At 72.0% G+C, this 14,808-nt stretch carries 17 protein-coding genes; 7 read left to right on the top strand and 10 right to left on the bottom strand.

The features are described 5' to 3' along the window. The first annotated feature begins 225 nt into the window (after positions 1-225). Both IEZ07_RS13150 and IEZ07_RS13145 read left to right on the top strand, forming a co-directional pair. Positions 226-1,830, top strand: a complete 1,605-nt coding sequence (locus IEZ07_RS13150; RefSeq protein ID WP_191895018.1) for a hypothetical protein — start codon at positions 226-228, stop codon at positions 1,828-1,830. 217 nt (positions 1,831-2,047) lie between these two features. After that, positions 2,048-2,959, top strand: coding sequence for an MBL fold metallo-hydrolase (locus IEZ07_RS13145; RefSeq protein ID WP_204054345.1), 912 nt, complete (start codon positions 2,048-2,050; stop codon positions 2,957-2,959). Here IEZ07_RS13145 and IEZ07_RS13140 read toward each other — a convergent pair. Next, positions 2,904-3,590, bottom strand: a complete 687-nt coding sequence (locus IEZ07_RS13140; protein WP_191895017.1) for an alpha/beta fold hydrolase — start codon at positions 3,588-3,590, stop codon at positions 2,904-2,906. The two genes, IEZ07_RS13145 and IEZ07_RS13140, sit on opposite strands and share 56 nt — an antisense overlap. 127 nt (positions 3,591-3,717) lie before the next feature. Here IEZ07_RS13140 and IEZ07_RS13135 point away from each other — a divergent pair, with 127 nt between their 5' ends. Further along, positions 3,718-4,737 (top strand): helix-turn-helix transcriptional regulator, encoded by a 1,020-nt coding sequence (locus IEZ07_RS13135; RefSeq protein WP_191895016.1) that lies wholly within the window; start codon positions 3,718-3,720, stop codon positions 4,735-4,737. Here IEZ07_RS13135 and IEZ07_RS13130 read toward each other — a convergent pair. Beyond that, positions 4,720-5,664 carry an SDR family oxidoreductase gene (locus tag IEZ07_RS13130; protein WP_191895015.1) on the bottom strand — a complete coding sequence of 315 codons (945 nt, stop codon included), beginning with the start codon at positions 5,662-5,664 and terminating at the stop codon, positions 4,720-4,722. The genes IEZ07_RS13135 and IEZ07_RS13130 overlap by 18 nt on opposite strands. A gap of 111 nt (positions 5,665-5,775) precedes the next feature. Between IEZ07_RS13130 and IEZ07_RS13125 the strand changes: the two genes are divergently transcribed. Then, on the top strand, positions 5,776-6,099 hold the full coding sequence (locus tag IEZ07_RS13125; protein ID WP_191895014.1) for a winged helix-turn-helix transcriptional regulator: 324 nt from the start codon (positions 5,776-5,778) through the stop codon (positions 6,097-6,099). Between the two features lie 34 nt (positions 6,100-6,133). On the opposite strand, the gene IEZ07_RS13120 is transcribed toward IEZ07_RS13125, so the two are convergent. Then, a complete protein-coding gene (locus IEZ07_RS13120; protein ID WP_191895013.1) occupies positions 6,134-7,318 on the bottom strand; it encodes a winged helix DNA-binding domain-containing protein in 1,185 nt (394 codons plus the stop codon). A gap of 99 nt (positions 7,319-7,417) precedes the next feature. Here IEZ07_RS13120 and IEZ07_RS13115 point away from each other — a divergent pair, with 99 nt between their 5' ends. Both IEZ07_RS13115 and IEZ07_RS36285 read left to right on the top strand, forming a co-directional pair. Then, on the top strand, positions 7,418-7,981 hold the full coding sequence (locus IEZ07_RS13115; RefSeq protein WP_191895012.1) for a tetratricopeptide repeat protein: 564 nt from the start codon (positions 7,418-7,420) through the stop codon (positions 7,979-7,981). Further along, complete coding sequence (locus tag IEZ07_RS36285) at positions 7,978-8,130, top strand: SEC-C metal-binding domain-containing protein (protein WP_373868854.1); 153 nt, start codon at positions 7,978-7,980, stop codon at positions 8,128-8,130. The genes IEZ07_RS13115 and IEZ07_RS36285 overlap by 4 nt, the downstream gene beginning before the upstream one ends. Here IEZ07_RS36285 and IEZ07_RS13105 read toward each other — a convergent pair. From IEZ07_RS13105 to IEZ07_RS13085, 5 genes are all read right to left on the bottom strand, one after another. Further along, a complete protein-coding gene (locus IEZ07_RS13105) occupies positions 8,115-8,384 on the bottom strand; it encodes a type II toxin-antitoxin system RelE family toxin (protein WP_191895011.1) in 270 nt (89 codons plus the stop codon). The genes IEZ07_RS36285 and IEZ07_RS13105 overlap by 16 nt on opposite strands. Positions 8,385-8,388: 4 nt before the next feature. Continuing rightward, a complete protein-coding gene (locus tag IEZ07_RS13100) occupies positions 8,389-8,670 on the bottom strand; it encodes a type II toxin-antitoxin system Phd/YefM family antitoxin (RefSeq protein WP_239319861.1) in 282 nt (93 codons plus the stop codon). Next, positions 8,667-9,917, bottom strand: coding sequence for an McrC family protein (locus IEZ07_RS13095; RefSeq protein WP_204054344.1), 1,251 nt, complete (start codon positions 9,915-9,917; stop codon positions 8,667-8,669). The genes IEZ07_RS13100 and IEZ07_RS13095 overlap by 4 nt, the downstream gene beginning before the upstream one ends. Continuing rightward, positions 9,914-11,281: an McrB family protein gene (locus tag IEZ07_RS13090; RefSeq protein WP_191895010.1), complete on the bottom strand. Its 1,368-nt coding sequence runs from the start codon at positions 11,279-11,281 to the stop codon at positions 9,914-9,916. The genes IEZ07_RS13095 and IEZ07_RS13090 overlap by 4 nt, the downstream gene beginning before the upstream one ends. A 181-nt stretch (positions 11,282-11,462) precedes the next feature. Further along, entirely contained in the window at positions 11,463-11,918 is a 456-nt protein-coding gene (locus tag IEZ07_RS13085; protein ID WP_191895009.1) for a hypothetical protein, read from the bottom strand. A gap of 602 nt (positions 11,919-12,520) precedes the next feature. Here IEZ07_RS13085 and IEZ07_RS13080 point away from each other — a divergent pair. Beyond that, a complete protein-coding gene (locus IEZ07_RS13080; protein ID WP_191895008.1) occupies positions 12,521-12,934 on the top strand; it encodes an SRPBCC family protein in 414 nt (137 codons plus the stop codon). Positions 12,935-13,035: 101 nt separating this feature from the next. On the opposite strand, the gene IEZ07_RS13075 is transcribed toward IEZ07_RS13080, so the two are convergent. Both IEZ07_RS13075 and IEZ07_RS13070 read right to left on the bottom strand, forming a co-directional pair. Next, positions 13,036-13,680, bottom strand: coding sequence for a hypothetical protein (locus IEZ07_RS13075; protein ID WP_191895007.1), 645 nt, complete (start codon positions 13,678-13,680; stop codon positions 13,036-13,038). Between the two features lie 202 nt (positions 13,681-13,882). Continuing rightward, complete coding sequence (locus IEZ07_RS13070) at positions 13,883-14,776, bottom strand: serine/threonine-protein kinase (protein ID WP_191895006.1); 894 nt, start codon at positions 14,774-14,776, stop codon at positions 13,883-13,885. Positions 14,777-14,808: the final 32 nt, after the last annotated feature.

Genomic DNA, 14,808 nt, shown 5'->3' with positions numbered 1-14,808 from the left:
TTTTCCATATCTTAGCTATAAAGAATTAAATACATTATTTTCCTGGGTTCCATCCGGATTCGGAACGCACCCGCTGCCGACGCCGACGGCCGTCACGACCTCGCCCGCCTCGTACCGCCGACCGTGCCACCGGAGCCCATCGATTGGGATGAAAGTTATAAATAGGATGAATCGCCATCTACGCATAACATGCATCGATAACCACCGATCCCTGAACAGAAGTGCATGCGCGAACACCGCTCCCCGCATCCCGCCGCCTGCCGCGAGCAGGCCCCGGAAGCCTCCCGCGTGCCCCGGCACCGCCGCCGAGCGGGCGCAGGCGCGCGGCGGTCCCGGCCGCGCCCGCTCCTGCTCGCCCTGCTCGCCCTGCTCCTTCTCGCGGGGGTGGTCGTGTTCACCCGCGCCGGTGACGAAGCCGTCGTCCTGAAGTTCTACGACGCGGCAGGCAAGGGCACCGAGCTGACCGGCGAGGCCGTCAAGAAGGTGATGCACGGCAGCGGCGGCTCCGACAGCGACGCACTGCTCGACCCGGCGACCCTCGAGGTCGTGCGGGAGTGGCCGCTGTACGCCGAGGGCTCGCCCGGCCGCTGGCGGTTCGACGTCCCGGACCGGGCGGTGGCCTTCGCCGTCAACTGGCCGACCTCGCGCGGTTACTCCACCGTGGTCGTGGACAATGGCGGGACCGGTTTCACCGGCCGCAGGACCGTCGTCTTCAACCTCCAGGCGGCGCTCGACGCCCGGCGCAGGCTCGACGCGGCGCTGGCCGTACGGGGCGGCTACCGGCGCTCGGCGGAGTTCGAGCGCGCCTACGCCGCGGCCGCCGCCGAGCTGGACCGGGCCCGCGCCGCCGCCTCCGACGCCGAGCGGGGCCGGTACGGCCAGCGCGCACTGGACGCCCTGCACACCGCGAACGACCTGATGCTCAGCGAGTACGGCCCCGCCTCCGCGGCGGCGCGCGGCGCCGAGACCTGGACGGGCCTGACCGTGACCGAGGTCGCCGGGCACCGCGGGCGGCCGGAGCTGGCGCGCTGGCTGACCGGGCCGGACGGCTGGGTGCGGATCGTCTTCGAGCCGGACGAGGACCGGGGCGACCCCGAGCACTACCGGGCCGCGGTGCGGGCCGCCCGCGCCGCCGGGCTGAGGGTGCTCGGCCAGCCGCTGGACTCGGCCTTCGCCCGGGAGAACACCCGCGCCGCCTACCTGGCCCGGATGAAGGCCTACGTCGACGCCTACCCGGAGATCGAGGCGTGGGAGGTGGGGAACGAGGTCAACGGCTGCTGGGTGGACGGCGGCTGCCGGGGCCAGCGGCCGGTGGCGGACGACGACCGGATCACGAACAAGGTCGCCGACGCGGCCGCCTACGTGCGCGCGGCCCGGCCGCAGGCGAAGGTCGTCGTGACGCTCTACTGGCAGCTGGGCACCGACGCCGCCCGGTGGTCCGTCTTCACCTGGGCCCGCGAGAACCTGCCCGCCTCGGTGCGGAAGGACGTCGACGTGGTGGCGCTCTCGGTCTACGCCGAGGACGCGCCGCTGGGGCTGGCCTTCGACCAGGTGATGAACGCCCTGCACGCCGAGTTCCCGGAGCAGCGGATCGCGCTCGGGGAGCTCGGCTACTGGAGCGCGGACACCACCAAGGCGTACTGGGCGTTCGACGCCGCCGACACCGCGGCGGCCCGGCGGGCGCTGGCCGGGCACTACTATGCGGCCGCGCTCGGCTACGAGTGGAGCCTGGGCGGCGGCTTCTGGTGGTACTTCGTCCAGGAGGTGCCGGGCGACGCCGGGCTGCAGAACGCGATCCGCGGCGTGTCCGGGCGGCTGACCGGTCGGTAGCCCGCGGTCCGCGGCATGCCCGCGCGACCGACCGGTCCGCCCCACGATCCGCGGCATGCCCGGACGGCCGACCGGCCCGTAACCCGCGATCCGCGATCCGCGATCCGCGATCCGCGATCCGCGACATGGCCGTATCACCGGCCGGCCGGCCCGTGGCCCGCGCGCCCGCCTGGGATCATGGCCAGGCGACCGTCGTGCATCCGGCCGGGGAGGCGCCGTGAACGATCTGCCCATCTGCGTGACCTGCGGGGTCCAGTACGGCGCCCCGCGCGAGAACTGCCCGATCTGCGAGGACGAGCGGCAGTACGTCGGCTGGGAGGGCCAGCGCTGGACCTCCCTGAACGGACTGCGCGCCGCCGGGCACCGGCTGAAGGCCGCCGAGGAGGGCCCCGGGGTGGTCGGCATCGGCACCGACCCCGCCACCGCCATCGGCCAGCGGGCCCTGCTGGTCCGCACGCCCGCCGGGAACGTGCTGTGGGACATGGTCAGCCACCTCGACGACGACGTGATCCGGGAGGTCCGCGAGCTCGGCGGGATCGACGCGATCGCGATCAGCCACCCGCACTTCTACGGCTCGATGGTCGAGTGGGCGCACGCCTTCGACGCGCCGGTCCACATCCATGCCGCCGACCGGGAGTGGGTGGCCCGGCCGGACGACTCGGTGGTGTTCTGGGAGGGCGACACCTGCGAGATCCTCGACGGGCTGACGCTGGTCAACGCGGGCGTGCACTTCGCCGGCGGCCAGGTGCTGCACTGGCGCGACGGCGGGGACGGCGGGGGCGCGCTGCTGTCCGGCGACATCCTCCAGGTGGTCGCCGACCGCCGCTGGGTGAGCTTCATGTACAGCTATCCGAACCTCATCCCCGAGCGCCCCCGGACGGTCCGCCGCGCCCTGTCGCTGCTGGAGCCGTACCCGTTCGAGCGCGTCTACGGGGGCTGGTGGAAGCGGGTCGTGCGCACCGACGGCACCGAGGCCGTCCGCCGCTCCGCCGACCGCTACCTCTCCTTCGCCCTGGACGACTCCTCCCCCGGCGACTCCTCCCCGGACGACGGCGGGACCGGGGGGCCGCAGGTCAGGGCTCAGGGGTCGCCGCGGCCAGCAGCCGGGCGAGCCCGGCCGGCTGAGTGATCATGGGCCAGTGGCCCGAGTCGATGTCCGCGAAGTCGACGTGCCCGGCCTTGGCCAGCTCGGGCACGTCACCGGCGGCGATCCACTCCCGAGCCTGGGCGGGGGTGAACTCGGGGCACACGACGAGGACGGGGACGTCGAACCGCCGCTCGTCCGTCAGGCGCACCACGCCCTCGGCCACCCCCGCGGGGACGGGGATCGCCGCGGCCGCGAAGTCCCGGCGGGCCTCCTCGCCGAGGTCGGCGGAGTCCGGCCCTTCGAACGGAGCCCAGCCGGGGAAGGGCATGGCGCCGTCCTCCAGTTCGAAGAAGTCGGCGTAGGGCCGGCCGTCGGCGGCCGGGAAGCCGCCGACGAGCGCGACCTTGGCGACCCGCTCCGGACGCGCGTCGGCAGCCAGCCAGGCCAGGGTGCAGGCGGCGGAATGCCCCACCACCATGGGCCTTCCGGACGCCGCGTCCACGGCGGAGAGAACGGCCGCCACCTGGTCGTCCAGCGTGGCCGAGGCGGACCCGTCGCCCTGCCCGGGCAGGGTGACGGGTACGGGGCGGTGGCCGAGCGCCTCGAGTTCGGGCACGACGCCGTTCCACGCGGACCCGTCGAGCCACAGTCCGGCGATGAGCAGGATGTCCATGATCGGTTCTCTTTCCTCAGCGTGTCACGGCGGCGTCCTGCCCGCGAGACTCGGGCAGGACGCCAGGCTAGGACCGATTCCGGACGTTCTACTTCCTGTTCGTCCCGCAACCTCCTAATGTGCTCGTGTGCCGGCCGAACCCAGCCCCACCGCGCGGGCCCTGCGCGCGATGGAGATCCTGCGGGCCCGCCCCGGCGTGACGGCCGGCGAGCTCGCCGCCTGCCTGGGTGTCACGGAGCGGGCCGCGCGCCGGTACGTCGGGATCCTCCGCGAGGCGGGCATCCCCGTCGAGTCGGCCCGCGGCCCCTACGGGGGATACCGCCTCGGGCGCGGGACTCGGCTGCCTCCGGTCGCCTTCACCGAGCCTGAGGCTCTCGGCCTGGTCATGGCGGTGCTCAACGGCCACCCTGCGTCCGCCGACGTCGGCGACCTCGTCGGAACCGCCCTGGAGAAGGTCATCCGGGCCCTGCCCGAGAACGTCGGCCGGCAGGCCGCCGCGCTGCGCGAGCATGCGTCGGCGGCGCCCGACCGGTTCTCGGCCCGTCCGGATCCCGCCACCACCGGCGCGCTCGTGGCGGCCATCGCGGACCGGCGGCGCGTGGTGGTCGCCTACCGCAGCGAGTCCGGCAACGAGTGGGAGGCCGAGGTGGACCCCTGGGCGGTCGTCGTCCGCCACGGGCGCTGGTACCTGCTGTGCCACTCCCACCGCGCGGATGCCGTCCGCACCTACCGGGTCGACCGCGTCCGCCGGGTCCGGCGGAGCACGCACGCGTTCGAACCGCCCGCCGGCCTCGACCCGGTGGCCGCGCTGGAGGAGAACCTGGGCACCGGGTGGGAGTTCGCCACGCGCGTCGTGTTCGGTGCCCCCTTCTCCGAGGTGGCGCCCTGGATCCGGCCGCCCATGGGACGGCTCGAACCGTCGGAGGACGGGTGCGTGCTCATCGGCAGCACGAGCAACCCGGCGATGTACGCGCAGGAGTGGCTGCCGAACGTGCCGTTCCCCTTCCGCGTCGAGGGCGGGCCGGAACTGCGCGCCGCGGTCGCGGCACTCGCTTCACGTCTCGCCGCCGCCCTGGCGGTCCGGCCCGTGGACGACGTCACCCGGTGTCCGCAGAGCGATACAGATGGATCATCCGACGTCTTCTGAGCCCGGCGCGGCGGCGACCCCTCCCGATCCGGTGACGGCCTCGCCCGACTCAGTGGCGACCCAGCGCTGCCGGGCGGCCCACTCCCGCACGCCGGTGGGGGCGGGCCGCAGGATCCCGGCGGGCGGAGGAGGCGGGGGCGCCGCGGCGGCGGCCTGCTCGTAGACGGCGGCGACGCCCGCCGCGGCGGCGTCTCCGATCACCGGTGCGATCAACCGCCCGTACTCCGCGGGATCCAGGTGGATCCAGCGCACGTCGCGGCCCGCGGCGGCGGCGACCTCCGCGGCGACCTGGTCACCGGTGAGCGGCGGGCCGGACAGCAGGCCCACGGCCGCGGGGGCGTCCTCGCGCAGCAGGGCGGCGACGGCGTCGCCGAGGTCGTCGAGGGCCGTCCACGACGCGGGGGCCGCCGCGGGCAGCGGGTAGGCCAGTTCGCCCTCCTGCGCGACCCTCCGTACCGACCAGGGCATCAGGAGGTTCTCCAGGTACATCCCGGCCGGGCCGATCACCGACGCCGTCTCGACCGCTCCGGGCAGCCGGCGGGCCAGCAGGACGCGCGCGTCGACGTACGGCACGCCGACCGGCTCCGGCGGCAGCGCCATGCCGGGATTGAACACCACCCGGGACGGGCCCGCCTTGGCCAGCGCGGTCAGCAGGGTCTCGGCGTGGGTGAGGGCTGCCGGGCCGAACACCAGCGGCAGCTGCACCACCGCCGCGTCCGCCGAGCCGTACGCCCGGACGATCGAGTCGGCGTCGGCCAGGTCGAGGGAGCGGGAGTCCAGCGGCCGGACGTCGTGCCCGGCCGCGCGGAGGCGGCGGGCGATGTGCGAGCCCTGGGTGCCCGTGGCGCCGTGGACCGCGACGGAGAGCGGCGTGGAGGGTGATCCAGAGGACGGCGCGGGAGCCGATCCGGTGGCTGATGCGGGCACTGATGCGGGCACTGATGCGGGCACTGATGCGGAGAGTGATGTCATGCCGATGACGTTAGGGAAGCTACTTCATATTGTGAAGTACGCACTTTTCCTGTAGGAACTTCAAGTATGGGAAGCACACAGGTCGACTCCCCCGTGACGCCGGAGACGTGCTCGGTGACCCGGACGCTCTCGTTCGTCGGCAGCAAGTGGACACCGCTGGTGATCTTCCATCTGCTGCCCGGCGCGAAGCGGTACGGCGAGCTGCAGCACCTGCTACCCGGCATCAGCCCCAAGACGCTCGCCGACCGGCTCCAGACCCTCGAAGGCGAAGGACTGCTCACCCGGACCGTCCATCCCGACAAACCGCCGCGAGTGGAGTACGCGCTGACCCGGCGCGGCCGCGAGCTGGGCGAGATCCTCAACTCGATCGCCGCCTGGGCCGAGTCCTGACGTCCCGCCGCGCGCCCGGCACAGGTCCTCCGCGTCACGCCCCCTCGGTCCGCACCTCGAAGGCGGCGGCGTCCGGCTCCAGGAAGCGCAGGAGTGCCTCGCCCTCCGCGGTCAGCTCGGCGAACGCCTCCCCCGGCAGCGGCTCGAAGGGGGTCAGCCGCAGGACGGCCGCCTTCCGTTTGACCTCCGCCTGCCAGGTGCCGCGGACAGTGCCGTCCCACAGGAACACGGCCCGCACCCGGAGATTCTTGGTGGTGACGCGCCCGCGGTACTCCTCGGCCATCAGCCGGGTGCGGTCGGCGTGGGCGAGCACCAGGCTGTCGAAGTCGGGCAGGAACCGCGCCGGGGCGGGCGTGTCCTCGTCCGGCCGCAGGGCGCCGGGCAGGTCGAACAGCTCCTTGCCCTTCTCGTCGCGGAACACGGCCAGCCGGGGACGGAGCCCGTCCAGTACGGCGCGCAGCCCCTTCAGCCCGGTCCAGGCCTGCGCGTCTGCGGCGGTGGCCGGGCCGAAGGCCGCCAGGTAGCGCAGCACCAGCTCTCCCTCCGGGTCCTCCGGCCCTCCCGATTCCCCCGACTCCTCCGCCTGCCCGGCCCCCGCGCCGGACAGGGCGCCCGCCGAGGTCTCGGACGGGGCGCCCGCCGAGGCCTCGGGCAGGGCGCCCGGCGAGGCCTCGGGCAGGGCGAACTTCGCTGCGGGCGGGAAGGCCCAGCGGTCCTCGGTGGGGACCATGACCAGCGGGAGGCTCATCCGTACGGCGTAGCCCAGCGCGCGCTCGTTGACGTCGGGGAAGTGCGGCTGGAGCAGGGCGCGCAACTCGGTGAAGTCCCGCGGCCCCTCGGCGAGGACGGCACGGGCGACGGAGAGCAGCGCGTCGAGGTCCAGCCCGGCCGTGAGCTCGCCGCGCCCGCGCAGGGCGGCGGCGAGCGACGGTGCGAGGACCGGCCGGAACCTCGCGTGGTCGGCCGCGCTCACCAGGTGGAGCGTGGCCCGCATCATCGTCGCGCGGACCACGGAGCGCTCGTGCAGCGCCCGGTGCAGATCCTCGCGGCGGAAGTCCTCCAGCCGCGTCCACAGCCCGGTGAAGGGGTGCCGGGGCTCCTGCGCCTGCATGCCGCAGAGCCGCTCCACCGCCGCGACGACGTCGCTCTTCTCCCGGGCGAGCAGCATCTGCCGGGCCAGCGTCGCGCGGCCGAGCCGCCGCGTCGTCAGGGTTTCCATGCCCCCATCGTGCCGCCCGTACCTGACAGCCCGCGGCAGGTACGGGCGGATACCCCGATACGGCCGACCCGCGCGCCGGCCGGGGCGTAAAGTCTCCGCATGCCCGCGAAGAACGACCTCGTATCACTCGGTGACATCGAGTTCGCCCTGCCCGACGCCCTCAAGGCAGGCTCCCCGGACCCGGTGGTCGCCCGCCTGCTCGCGGCCGTGGACGATCCCTCCCTCCGCGACGACGACTTCGAACCCGCCTTCGCCATGGTCGCGGTGAGCGGGGTCCTGGAGGATTTCGGCCGCCTGGAGGAGGCGCTGGCCATCCTGAGACGGGCCGACGCCGAGGGCGTTCGCGACGACACGACCGAGCCGAAGGTCTGGATCGCGGCGCTGCTGGTCAAGCTCGGCCGGACCGAAGAGGCCGCCGAGGTCTTCCATGAGGTGCGGCAGGCCGGCCGGGACGACTGGAGCGCCTACGAGATCTACGGCGAGGCCGTCGAGGAGACCGGCGACCTCGCGGGCGCGCTGAAGCTCTTCGCCTCCGGCGAGGCCCGGTCCCGCGACGCCGGGGACGGCTTCGGCACCGAGCAGCTGGGCACGGCGATCAACCGGGTACGGCGGGCAATGGGCTTCCCCGACACCACTCTCCCGCCGGGACCGCCGGCGAGCTGATCCCCTGGCCGCCCGAGCGCAACGACCCCTGCTGGTGCGGCTCCGGCCGCAAGTACAAGCAGTGCTGCCGCCCCCGCGGCTTCGCCCCCCCTCCTGAGCTCCAGGCAGGAGGGGACGCATTCCCTCGCGGATCTCACAGACCGCGGTAGACCTCACGACGGTTGCCGACGGCCAGGACCCATACGAGCAGCCGACCGTCCTCGATCGTGTACACGACGCGATACTCCCCGACCCGGAGCCGCCGGCGGGAGCTGTGCCCCCGCAGGGTCTTGATGTCGAAGGCGGTGGTGTCCACCGCCTTCTGGAGTTCGGTGAGGCGATGGAGGATGCGCAGCGCATCGGGGCGAGGAATCTTGAGCATGTCCCGCTGAGCGTGCGGGGTGAACCGCGTGGCGTACCCCACCGGGTCAGCCGTGCTGATCGCGGAGCAGGGCGGCCATCTCTTCGAGGGAGACGGACCCTTCGGCGCCCTCGGACTCCGCCTCGTCGGCCAGACGGTTGAGCCACGCCTCCTCGACCTGCTCCGCGAGATCACGCAGGCGCTGGTACTCCTGGATGTCGATCACCACGGCCTCCTGCCTGCCGCGCCGAGTGATGATCGTCGGAGTCTCGTCCCGGCGGGCCCGGTCGATGACGTCCGCAAGGTGGCTGCGGACCTCCGCCATGGATTCGATCACCGGTTCACTCATGTCATGAATGTAGCAGATGTACATAACGATGTTGCGGTGAAACCAATCCGTTCCGCAAGCTCCCCCGCCTCCCGGTCGAGCCGGTCGGGCGGCAGCCCGAGGTCGAGGACGTGCGCGGTGACGGTGATACCTGAGCCGGTGATGCGGTAGGGCGTGGCTGGCGCCCTCCCCGCGGCGTAGACCAGGTGCCCGTGGTCCAGGCCGAGGGCGGTGCAGTAGGAGATCAGCTGGAACAGGTGCCCGGCGGGCGGGTCCCCTTCCAGCACCTGGTACTTGGCGTCGACCACGGTCACCGGCCGGCCGCGGCGGTGGACGGTGACGTCGGGCCGGAACCGCACCCGGCCGCCCCGGTCCAGGCGGTGGCTCCCCCGCTGTGCCTCGCAGCGCACGCCGTACGGCGTCAGCAGGTCGCGCAGCCGGGCGGTGAGGAAGCGTTCGAAGACCTGCGCCAGGTCGAGGACGAACCCGTCGATCCGTACGGCGGGCGTCCCGGCCTGCTGGAGCGACGATCCGGCGAGGACCAGCTCGGCGAGGCGCAGGGCGGGCACGTACCGCTCGTTGAGCCGGGTGGCCCGCCAGCTCGGCAGCGGGGCGCCGGGCCGGACCGGGACCACGCCGACCAGACGCGCCGACAGGTGGCGCAGCAGCCCGGCCGTGGCGGCGGTGACACCGGGGACGCTCCGCAGCCGCTCCAGGGCGCCGAGCAGGATGCGGTTCTCCGCGATGTCGGCGGTGTGGTCGTCGAAGGCCACCTCGAGCGGCACGGGCATGCCGAGCCTGCGGCCGAGCTGGGCGCCGGTGCGGACGCGGCCGCGCACCACGGTGAGCGCCTCCTCCCGGTGGACGTAGCCGTGCAGCACCCCGCCGTTCAGGGCCTGCTCCGCCAGGCGCGCGAAGGCGTCCGCGACGGCGGCCACCAGCGTCTCGGTCTCGGCGACCTCGACCAGACCCCGCCGCCAGACCGGGGCGCCGCCCGCGTGGCCGACCAGCCCCAGCAGGTGGCCGACCGGGATCTTGGGGTGGAGGCGCAGTTCCAGCGCGCCGTCGCCGACGCCGAGCCGTACCGTCCCGACTCGCTGCCGCCCGGCCACCCGCCACCGTCCGGAGCGGTCCGGGGTGACGGCGACGAGCTCGGGGACCGCGGCCAGCGTCGCCACCTGAGCCGGGGTCAGCGGGAGCACCGCCGACGACGTCTCGGTCAGCTCGACCACGGGGACGGTCTCGACGGGTGTCCCGGCGGCGTTCACGGCAGGTCGATCCCCAGCGCCTCCAGGAGCGCGGCCAGGCCGTAGTCCTGCTCGACGTCGGTGCCGCTCCCGTAGAGCTGGTCCTCCAGGAGCGGGAGGATCTCGGTCGCCCAGATCCGCTCCAGCCCGCGCCGGTGCGCCGCCTGTCGGGTCATCAGGTAGGACGGGCCGACCGCCCGGTCGGGGTCGGCGAGGCGGCGGTTGACCTCGTCGAGCAGGCGGGCGGGGGTGTCGGGGAGGTTCTTCTCGGTCAGCCAGCGGCGGAGCAGGCCGTCGACGGGTGGCCGGTCGGGGGCGAGCGCGCGGAACGCGAAGCGGCGGCGCATGGCCGCGTCGACGAGCGCCACCGAGCGGTCGACGGTGTTCATCGTGCCGATGACGAACACGTTCTCTGGCAGCTTGAACTTCTCGTGCGGGGAGTACTGCAGGCTGATCTCCCGGTTGCGGTACTCCAGCAGGAAGTACAGCTCGCCGAAGACCTTCGCCAGGTCGGCCCGGTTGATCTCGTCGATGACCAGCACGAACGGCCTGCCCGGCTCGGCCTCGGCCGCCTCGACGGCCCGCTTGAACGGGCCCGGGACCAGCTCGAAGCCGATCGTGCCGTTCTCCGCCGGACGGGGCCGGAAGCCCTCGACGAAGTCCTCGTAGCCGTAGGAGGGGTGGAACTGGATCAGGTCGGCGCGTTCGGGACCGGCCAGCTCCTCGGCGAGGCGGGTGGCGAGGAAGGTCTTGCCGGTGCCGGGCGGGCCGTACAGGATGAGCTGGCGTTTGGCCACCAGCAGATCGGCGGTCTCCCTCAGCCAGTCGTGCGGCATCAACAGCTTGGCCGCGAACGCGGTCGTGATCTCCGGGACCACCAGCGGCTGCGTCTCGTCGACGATCTTGACGTCGTCGGTGACCTCGTCGTCCAGGCCGGCCTCGGACGCCAGCTCGGCCATCACCCGGGTGAGGTCGCCGACGGTGCGGCGGTCGCGGAGGCGTTCCTGCGCCGCATCGGATAGCAGACGACGGTTCAGCGGGGTGCGGGCGTTCCACTCGACCGGCCTTCGCCGTGCCAGGTCGCGTCCATCGACGTCGTCGTAGAGAGCGGTACCTACGATCTTCCCGACGTAGACGGTGTCCCCGTCCACGGTGGCGACGAGGTCACCGGGCTGCATCTCGGTGAGGACCCGTGAGAGCTGGAGCACGTGGGCGTACCTGCTCTCGTTCACGGCGTCCGGGTACGCCGTGGCGACCACGGCTCCGATCTCCTCCCGGGAGGCCCGGCGGGGATCCGGAGCGAAGGCCGACCGGCCGGTGAGAATGTCGACCTTGAATACCTTCTGCGCGGCGGCGCAGACGATCGCCTGCCGTTCGGCGCCCATCAGGTCTTCATCTCGTCGGTCACTCAGCGTTCGATCATGAGTACCCTACGAGAGTGCAAGCGACACGCCAAGGCGCGGTTCGAACCGGGCGTCGGTCAGCGGGGGCGGCTGCGCCGATCGGGTGCCCGGTCAGCAAAGGCTGCCGTGCCGCGGAGGAGATCCCCTGCCGGGCCGCGTCCGCTCACTCCGGTTCCTGTGCCGACGGCACCCGGCCGTGGCGGTGGAAGGCGAGAGCGGCCAAGCCGAGGAGTGCGGCCCACACGACGCAGTAGGCACCGAAGAGCGCACCTCCGCGGTCCGAGAGCAGGGCGCCGCCCGTCATACCGGCCGCCCCCGCGGCGGCCATCGCCGTGCACACCCACAGCAGCACCAGCAGCGTCCGCCGCCACGGACGCCGCCGGATCGGTGCCAGGGAGACGACCAGCAGGGAGATGATGATCAGGCCTGACGCGGCGTTGCCCCACTGGGCCAGTGCGACCTGTCCGGGCCCATAGCCGAGATACTCCTCCGGGGCCACCCGGGGACCACCGGTGACGCCGAGGCGCCCTTCGAGAGCGAAGTGGACCTTGGACACGACGTAGAGCGACGTCCAGCCGATCGCCGCCCAGGCGATCCAACGCCCGGTCCGAAGAGTCATGCGGTGATCTTCTCATTCGCGTGATCTCCCGGAAGGTCCGGGGTGCAGGAGCCGGCCACCCCGCGAACGGCAGCGGGAGCAGATCCGGGAACGTCACGGCAGGCCCTTCAGCGCCCCCCGATCGTCATCCGTCGCGCCGTGTACTCCTTGAAACCAAGAACCACACCTCAGCGGAGTTCGGCCGTCCCCTGACCGGCTCGGGCATCCGCCGTTCGGTCGGCCGCACCAGGTCCTCCTCGGCAACGCGACGGCCGAGTCCTTCTTCACCGCGATCAAGGACGAATGGCTCGACCGGTTCGTCCCCACCACCAGGGGCGAGGCGAAACGAGAGGTCATCCGCTGTATCGAAGGTTCTGCAACCGGCGGCGCCCGCACTCGGCGCTCGGCTACCGGTCGCCTCTCGAAGCGCTCAACGAGCTCCGTTCATCCCGAGAAACCGCACAGGCTCCGCCACAAGCGACCGTCCGGGGTCACCGTGGCCCCTCACGGAGCACGGTCGTTCCGCCGCTGCCGCGAAAGGCCATGGTTCGGCCGGGTGCTGGACTCCGGGATACTCCACGTATGTCGATCATCGACTTCTCTTGAGAGGAATCCCCAGCACCATGGCCTCCATCCGCCACGAAATCGTGATCGACGCGTCCCCCGAGCACATCTGGGACGCGCTGCGCGACGTCGGCGCCGTACACCAACGCCTGCTGCCCGGCCGCGTCACCGGCACCCGACTCGAGGGCGACCAGCGCTTCCTGACCTTTCCCGACGGGCACGTGATCCGTGAGCTGATCGTCGCGATCGACGACGACGTCCGCCGCCTGGCCTACTCCGTCGTCGAAGGCGCGCGGCCGGCGATCGAGCACCACCACGCCTCCTTCGAAGTCCGCCCTGAAGGCGACCGGGCGGGCCGGCTGATCTGGACCACCGACGTCCTGCCGCACGCGCTCGCTGCCGAGATCCGGATTCGCGTCGAGCGCGGCGCGATGGAGATGAAGCAGGCGATCGAGGCTGCGGCATGCGGGTGAACCCGGGTCGGCTTACTGATCCATCCGCACGTTCGTCTGCATCCGGCTCTGCCTGGGAGGCCGTGCACCGGCGATGAGCGTCTTTCGACGACACGTGAAACCTAGATCAGGTCAGATCTCCGTGCCGTCACAGGCGCCCTTTCGAACCATAGGTCATCAAAGCACGCGGCGCTCGTTGAACCACTTCGCCAGCTGTCCTGCTTGATCTCATCCATCAACCGGTTGAGTTCCACCTCCCAGCCTGGGGGACGGGACGGGTCTGGACCACGGTGGGCGGCGTGGTCTGGGCGCACGGACGGGGATCGTGTACGGGAAGGGCCGAAGGAGCCGTCTTCGCAGCTCGTGCGGTCCTCGGCGTCATAGCGGGCTGCGTACCTTTCACCGCCCTCGCCGCTTTCGCAGGCTGTGCGCCCTTTGCAGACGAAACGGCTTTCGTGACCTCCGCAGCTTGCGGAGGTCGTGCGCCCTTCGCGGCCTTCGCGGGCTTGACCTGTTGGCCAGCCGATGGTGACTTCACCTTGCGGGAGGCGCGCGAGCGGGTCTCCCGCGGACGGTTTCCCGTAGAGCCGCTCCTTGAGCTTCTTACGGAAGCCTCGATAGTCATCGCGGGTGCCCGGATCGCCTCCGAACCCGGAGTGTCCGAAGATCGCCACATCCTCGAGCGCGGCTTCCTCCAGCCGTCGATCGGCAGCGGATGCCGCCATCATCACCTGACGGTTGAACCGGTCCCAGTTCAAACCCGCCATGGATGTCTCCCCAGCATTGCGCGTACGGTGCAGGGGCGCATCGGCCATGGGTGAGCCCAGCCGCACCGGCCCACCAGCCTCGAAGCCACCCTCTCGACCACCAAAAACGATAATTGGCAGCTCATATTCAGTGATCTCTATTCACAAGAATCTACTTGCAACCGGTCACGCGTCATGGAGCCGCTCGACAGGTCTCAGAGACTTATCCCAAGCTGGAAATCACTGTCGAGTACATGTGAACGGGGTCAGTGGACAGGTCCTGGGCGACCCAGCCGGGGAGCGGGGGGAGATCGCGAATCCATGGCAGGAGGCTCCGGTAGACCTCAGCTGCGTCGCCGGGGCGGCGCGCCGGATCCTTGGCGAGCAGCCGACGCGTCAGCTCCTCCAGCTCGCCGGGCACACCCGCCATCGACGGCGGCTCTTCCTCCCTGCTGCGGGCGATCTCCCGCAGCAGGTCGCGGGACTCGAACGGCCGTGCACCGGTGAGCAGCTCGTACAGCACACAGCCGACCGTGTAGAGGTCGCTGGCCCGGCTGGCCTCTTCCCCATCGACGAGCTCGGGTGCCATGTAGCATGCCGAGCCCGGGACCTGCCCCATCTGGGTGATCCGGGAGAACTCACTCGCGCCGAGCGAGGTCGCCACGCCGAAGTCGATGACCTTCACCGCTCCGTCCCTGCAGAGCACCAGGTTCTCCGGCTTGACGTCGCGATGGAGGAGCCCGGCCTCGTGTGCGGCAGCGAGTACGGCGCACACCTGGGCACAGACGAAGGCCGCCCACGGCACAGGTAGCGTGCCCTCCTCGTCCTTGAGCTTGCCGACCGAGTCACCGAGCAGCGCCTCCATGACCATGAACAGGTCACCGTCCTCGCCGAAGTCGTAGACGACGGGGACCCCCGGGTGACGGAGCCGGGCGGTGATCCGGGCCTCGCGGTTGAAGCGCCGCCGCGCGTCCTTCTCGGAGGCCAGGTCGGCGGAGTGGATCAGTTTGATCGCGACCGGCCGGTTGAGCCGCGTGTCGACGCCCTCCCAGACCTCGCCCATCCCGCCCCGGCCGATGGGCGAGGTGATCCGGTAGCGGCCGGCGACAGTCCTCATCGACTGCCTCCGGTGTGACGGTTACGTCCCTG

Origin of the sequence: Planomonospora parontospora (genome assembly GCA_014647935.1) — a bacterium.
In the GTDB taxonomy this organism is placed as follows: domain Bacteria; phylum Actinomycetota; class Actinomycetes; order Streptosporangiales; family Streptosporangiaceae; genus Planomonospora; species Planomonospora parontospora.
Note: the sequence above shows the minus strand (reverse complement) of the source record. Positions and strands in the feature narration are given on the sequence as shown.

Coding starts and splice junctions, on each gene's coding strand:
- IEZ07_RS13150 (WP_191895018.1), top strand. CDS start 226: ATGCGCGAACACCGCTCCCCGCATCCCGCCGCCTGCCGCGAGCAGGCC.
- IEZ07_RS13140 (WP_191895017.1), bottom strand. CDS start 3,590: ATGGACATCCTGCTCATCGCCGGACTGTGGCTCGACGGGTCCGCGTGG.
- IEZ07_RS13125 (WP_191895014.1), top strand. CDS start 5,776: ATGGGAAGCACACAGGTCGACTCCCCCGTGACGCCGGAGACGTGCTCG.
- IEZ07_RS13120 (WP_191895013.1), bottom strand. CDS start 7,318: ATGGAAACCCTGACGACGCGGCGGCTCGGCCGCGCGACGCTGGCCCGG.
- IEZ07_RS13115 (WP_191895012.1), top strand. CDS start 7,418: ATGCCCGCGAAGAACGACCTCGTATCACTCGGTGACATCGAGTTCGCC.
- IEZ07_RS13100 (WP_239319861.1), bottom strand. CDS start 8,670: ATGAGTGAACCGGTGATCGAATCCATGGCGGAGGTCCGCAGCCACCTT.
- IEZ07_RS13090 (WP_191895010.1), bottom strand. CDS start 11,281: ATGGGCGCCGAACGGCAGGCGATCGTCTGCGCCGCCGCGCAGAAGGTA.
- IEZ07_RS13085 (WP_191895009.1), bottom strand. CDS start 11,918: ATGACTCTTCGGACCGGGCGTTGGATCGCCTGGGCGGCGATCGGCTGG.
- IEZ07_RS13080 (WP_191895008.1), top strand. CDS start 12,521: ATGGCCTCCATCCGCCACGAAATCGTGATCGACGCGTCCCCCGAGCAC.
- IEZ07_RS13075 (WP_191895007.1), bottom strand. CDS start 13,680: ATGGCGGGTTTGAACTGGGACCGGTTCAACCGTCAGGTGATGATGGCG.
- IEZ07_RS13070 (WP_191895006.1), bottom strand. CDS start 14,776: ATGAGGACTGTCGCCGGCCGCTACCGGATCACCTCGCCCATCGGCCGG.